Consider the following 5484-nt stretch of genomic DNA (forward strand, 5'->3'; position numbering starts at 1 on the left):
ACGTAACGCGGCGATTTTGGATAAAAAATAAGTCCGGCAAAAGTTACACCTGTTTCCGCTAATTTTATCAATTGTTCCTCCTGCGTAATACCACAAACTTTTACTCTCATTTTATATTATTGTCGCGTTTAGTTGTTGTACAAAATGTGCAAAAGCAATCGATGGATCTGATTGTTTCATAAAATTTTCCCCAATTAAAAAACCTTTAAAACCAGCACTTTTGAAGATACTGATTGTTTCAATATCATTAATACCACTTTCAGCAATTTTAATTTTATCAACTGGAATTTTTTTACTGAGTGCGATTGAGCGGTTAATATCTACGGTAAACGTTTTAAGGTCGCGGTTGTTTACGCCTATTATTTCCGTGGCAGGGCAAATGTGTTGTAACTCTTCCTCACAGTGTATTTCAAGCAATACTTCCAGTTGTAATGATTTGGCAAAAAGTGCCAGTTGCTGCACTCTTTCGGGCGTAAGGCAGGCCGCAATTAATAAAATAACATCTGCCCCAATGGACTTTGCTTCTATTATCTGGTATTCATCAATGATAAAATCTTTGCGCAAAACAGGAATATTATTTATCCTGGCTTTAATCAGATCATCGTTACTGCCGCCAAAAAAATGCTGATCGGTTAATACCGATAAACAACTTGCGCCATGATGGGTATAGGCTGTTGTAACTTCCACCACACCGGCTTTATCATTGATAATTCCTTTGGAAGGAGATTGTCTTTTAAACTCTGCAATAATGCCGGTTTTTGTTTCATCCAGCAAAAATTGTTTTAGGGAAAAAATTTTACGGTTATAAAATTCAGTTGACATCAGCTCTTCCACAGAAACAGTTGCTTTGGCATGTGCAACTTCTGTTTTTTTATACGCTATTATTTTATCTAAAATATTCAGATCCCCGGCGCCCCGAAAGGCGGTTTCGCTGGTATTAAAGTTTGAAGTATTTTCCATTTTTTCGGTTGGTGATTTATGATCCTGCGATTATTTATCCTGCTACGTATTTCTAACTTTTATACACAAATTTTTTTCAATACTTCCAGGGCTCGCCCACTTTCCAAACTTTCTACCGCCAACTGATAACATGTTTCATAATCGCTGTATTTACCGGTGCATTGCAGTGCCATGGCCGAGTTAGCGAGTACTACTGCGTTTTGCGACCAGCTCCCTTCGCCCTTTAAAATATCTATAAATATTTTAGCAGCTTCCTCCACTGTATCTCCGCCATAAATATCAACAGCGTTTACGGTACGTTTACCCAACGATTCAGCACTCATAATTTTTTCACCTTTGTTGGTGATGACCTTGGTATCGCCTGTTAAAGAAATTTCATCATATCCGTCCAGTCCGTGGATGATGGTAAAATTACTATCGGATTGTTGCAATAAATAATTATAAATCCTTGCCATTTCAAGGTTGTACACTCCTACCAACTGGTATTTTGGAGCAACAGGATTTACCATTGGGCCGAGCATATTAAAAAAGGTTCTCACGCCCAGGTTTTTGCGGATAGGGCCCACTACTTTTAATGCCGGATGAAATAAAGGCGCATGTAAAAAACAGATACCGGCATTGTCTATCTCTTTGTTTAAAGCATCATTGTCGCTTTTAAATTTATACCCCAACTGTTCCATTACATTGCTGGATCCACTGATGGAAGAAGCCCCATAGTTGCCATGTTTGGCCACTTTATTTCCTGTGCCGGCCACAATAAAACAACTAAGTGTTGATATGTTAAAAGTATTTTTTCCATCTCCCCCTGTACCCACAATATCCATCACTTCCTGGCCGTATAAATTTACGGGTATACATAATTCCAGTAAGGCATCTCTAAAACCCTGCAACTCTGCAATGGTGATACTGCGCATCAGGTACACGGTAATAAAAGATGCTATCTCACTTTCAGTATACATGCTTTTGGAAATATTCAGCAATACTTCCTTTCCCTGTTCAATGGAAAGTGTTTTGTGTTCAAATAAATAATTTAATATCTTTTTCATTGATCCTGTTTACCTTCAATCCCAAAGGAGGAACTGGAGAATTATTATTTATGCAACTGCTTTTTTAATAAAGATTAATTTCCGTTTCAACAACTCATAACTCATAACTTATAACTTTCCCCCAGCCAATTCCGAAGCATCTTTTCACCGTCAGGCGTTAATATACTTTCCGGATGAAACTGTACACCCTGCACATCAAAAGTTTTATGTTGCAAGGCCATGATGTAACCATTGTCATCCACCGCGGTAATTTCAAGGTCGGTTGGAAAATTTTCTTTATCAACAATCCAGCTATGGTAACGGCCTACTTCCACTTCATTACCCATGCCTCTTAAAATAGGTGCATCCTGATTCAATATATTTATTTTAGTAGCCACTCCGTGATATACTTTGTCTAAGTTTTTTAAGGTTCCGCCAAAAGCCTGCCCGATGGCTTGGTGACCTAAACATACGCCCAGTATAGATTTGGTGGATGCATACCTTTTTATCAGCGGCAACAATAAACCGGCTTCTTCGGGAATGCCAGGGCCCGGCGACAAAATAATTTTATCATATACTTTCACGTCGTCCAGCGCAATATGGTCGTTGCGAAATACCACTACTTTTTCATGAGTGATCTTTTCTACCAGGTGAACCAGGTTGTACGTAAAGGAATCATAATTATCAAATACCAATATTTTCATTTCAAATATTTTGTGCCAGAACGATGGCTTGTTTCAATGCGTTTAATTTATTGTTTACTTCCTGCAACTCACTGGCAGGATTGCTTGCCGCAACAATGCCTGCGCCTGCCTGGCAGATCAGCGTGTTGTTTTTACTCAAAAAAGTACGGATCATAATGGCATGGTTACAACTTCCGTCAAAACCAATGCAGCCAATTGCACCGCCATAATAACTTCTTACAGTAGGCTCATAACTGTCAATCAACTGCATGGCTTTAAATTTGGGCGCACCACTTAAAGTACCCGCTGGAAAACTTACTGCCAGCAATTTAAAAGGGTTAGTTTCTGCAGCTACTTTTCCTTTTACTTCACTTACCAGGTGAATGACATGAGAGTAATAGTTGACCTTTTTATATTGGGTAACTTCCACTTCATTGCACATTCTGCTAAGGTCGTTTCTTGCGAGGTCAACCAACATTACATGTTCTGCATTTTCCTTTTCATCGTGCTGTAATTGTATTGCCAAAGCCTTATCAGTTTCATCATTGCCAGTGCGTTTAAAAGTGCCCGCAATGGGATGTACAATGGCTTTTCCATTCTGTACAATCAACTGGCTTTCGGGCGAGGATCCCATCAGTTTATAATCACCATAATCAAAATAAAATAAATACGGGCTAGGGTTTATACTGCGCAGGGAGCGGTACACATTAAATTCATCGCCGGTAAATGACTGTTCAAATCTTCTGCTCAGTACAATCTGAAAAACATCTCCACGGTGACAACTGGCAATACCTTTTTTCACCATGTCAATATAATTTTCATCCGTTTGATTGGAACTTTCGTCTCCCTTACTTTTGAAAGGAAAAGTGGGTACGTCCTTGCTCCGGATTAAACTTTCTACCAAGGTTGCCTCGCTTGCTACACCTTCAATTTCATTTTCGCAAATAAACAATTCATTTTTAAAATGATTGATGGCAATTACATATTGATAAAGCCGATACCGCATCAATGGAATTTCTGCGGCTGCAAGTTCACTGCCAGCCTCCGTTTTACTACCACGGTGTTTATTTAATTGTATCGAATCAAAAAATTGCACCGCATCGTAGGTGCTGTAACCAAACAATCCCTGCGCCACATTGATGGGTTTAGGTGCGGCTTCTTTTATTTCAAAACGCTGCATAAAATCCCATAACAATTGAGGTACATCCGTGGGGTTAGTAATGGCTATTTTTTCCTGCGGTTGACCAGGCATCTTAAATTCAAGGAAAGACGCGTTGCTGATTTCAATACCCGCAATGGCATTGATACCAATAAAAGTGTAACTGTTTTCACCCGCATGAAAATCGCTGCTTTCCAGTAAAATAGTGTCCCTGAAACGGTCTCTCAACCGGAGGTAAATACCAACCGGTGTAAATACATCGGCGAGTAGTTTTTTATAAGTGGAGTTAATGGATATTCTCTTCATTGTTATAATTTGTAAGCATAAATTTTATACATTCAAAACTAAAAACCCCAACACAATGTGTCGGGGCTTTAATATTATCATACATACATAACAAAGCGACACATCATATTAATGACTGCCACCACCAAATTTTGCTATATAAATTTTTTATTTTCATTTTGTAGTGCAAATATGTAGCAGAATTTATTCATAAAAAAACTTTTTTAGTAAATTAAATAAAAATTTAAAAATGGAGATGAAGCATTCTTAACCTACCTGCAAAGATTTATTTTATGTAGCAGGCAATGGATATACTATTGCAAAACCGGACAATTTACCGGAAGCTAAATAACCAGCGACCATCAAACATACCGAAATGGATGATGTAGTAAAAGGTAAAAATGTTGGTGGCGGATTGGTAAATACAACCGTGGTATCACCCTGCGAACAACCTCAAAATTTTACCGCTTTGCTCTTTCTAGCATGCCGCAGTACAAGAAAGAAAACTAAATTTCCAGATGCATAAAGAGATGTTCATTTGATGTGTTAACTGTACCTTCAATAAAAATTTAAAAATATGAATCTGATAATATTTGGCGCTACTGGCATGGTGGGCAAGCAATTGGTAAAGCAGGCGTTGTACATGGGGCATCATGTAAAAGCCTATGGCAGAAATGTTTTTACGGAAAACCTGCCTGAACATAAAGAGCTGGAATTGACACAGGGCGCCTTGTTTGATGAAAAGCAGGTGTTTAAAGCAATAAAAGGTTGCGATGCAGTACTCTCTGCATTGGGTGGAAGTTTTGATGGTACAGACGTTACAAGATCACTTGGAATGAAAAACATTGTGGCCCAGATGCAGAAAGCCAATGTGAAAAGAATAATCGGTATCGGTAACCTGGGTATTTTAAATGTAAGTGCAACGGATAATACCTTGATTATGGATCAACCGGAATTTAAACCTGAATATATACCGGTAAGCCTGGAACATTTTAAAGCCTATAATTTTTTAAAAGCATCTGCGCTTGACTGGACATTTGTTGGTTCGCCGGATATTATTGATGCGGAAGTAACTGGAAATTATACAACCAACGCAGACTATCCACCTTTTAAAAATAAATTTCGTATCAATTCTGGAGACCTTGCCATGTTTATGCTGAAAGAAATGACAGCCAATGAGTATTTACAGCACAGGGTAGGAATTTCGAATTAAATTACCAATCCTTTAACCATAAAACGGCACAATTATTTACACCTTTATAAAAAAATTGAAGCAACTTTTACTTTTGACTTTTATTATCGGAAGCAACTTTGCCAAAGCGCAGAAAGTTGACAGCATATTTGTAAACCTTTACACCGATAGTCTAAAAAA

The 5484-nt window shown here is 38.2% G+C and carries 6 protein-coding genes; 2 read left to right on the forward strand and 4 right to left on the reverse strand.

Going from position 1 to position 5484, the window contains the following annotated elements:
- Window positions 1-111: 111 nt before the first annotated feature.
- The 4 genes from trpC to H7254_RS01090 form a co-directional block, all read right to left on the reverse strand.
- A complete protein-coding gene (gene trpC, locus H7254_RS01075) occupies window positions 112-960 on the reverse strand; it encodes an indole-3-glycerol phosphate synthase TrpC (protein ID WP_301931216.1) in 849 nt (282 codons plus the stop codon).
- 59 nt (window positions 961-1019) lie between these two features.
- Complete coding sequence (gene trpD, locus H7254_RS01080) at window positions 1020-2006, reverse strand: anthranilate phosphoribosyltransferase (protein ID WP_301931217.1); 987 nt, start codon at window positions 2004-2006, stop codon at window positions 1020-1022.
- 101 nt (window positions 2007-2107) lie between these two features.
- On the reverse strand, window positions 2108-2689 hold the full coding sequence (locus tag H7254_RS01085) for an aminodeoxychorismate/anthranilate synthase component II (RefSeq protein ID WP_301931218.1): 582 nt from the start codon (window positions 2687-2689) through the stop codon (window positions 2108-2110).
- A gap of 1 nt (window position 2690) precedes the next feature.
- Window positions 2691-4133 carry an anthranilate synthase component I family protein gene (locus tag H7254_RS01090; RefSeq protein ID WP_301931219.1) on the reverse strand — a complete coding sequence of 481 codons (1443 nt, stop codon included), beginning with the start codon at window positions 4131-4133 and terminating at the stop codon, window positions 2691-2693.
- A gap of 355 nt (window positions 4134-4488) precedes the next feature.
- Here H7254_RS01090 and H7254_RS01095 point away from each other — a divergent pair, with 355 nt between their 5' ends.
- Both H7254_RS01095 and H7254_RS01100 read left to right on the forward strand, forming a co-directional pair.
- Window positions 4489-4638, forward strand: coding sequence for a hypothetical protein (locus H7254_RS01095; RefSeq protein ID WP_301931220.1), 150 nt, complete (start codon window positions 4489-4491; stop codon window positions 4636-4638).
- Between the two features lie 51 nt (window positions 4639-4689).
- Window positions 4690-5325 carry an NAD(P)-dependent oxidoreductase gene (locus H7254_RS01100; protein ID WP_301931221.1) on the forward strand — a complete coding sequence of 212 codons (636 nt, stop codon included), beginning with the start codon at window positions 4690-4692 and terminating at the stop codon, window positions 5323-5325.
- The last annotated feature ends 159 nt before the right edge of the window (window positions 5326-5484 follow it).

Origin of the sequence: Ferruginibacter sp. (assembly GCF_014377975.1) — a bacterium.
GTDB lineage: Bacteria > Bacteroidota > Bacteroidia > Chitinophagales > Chitinophagaceae > Ferruginibacter.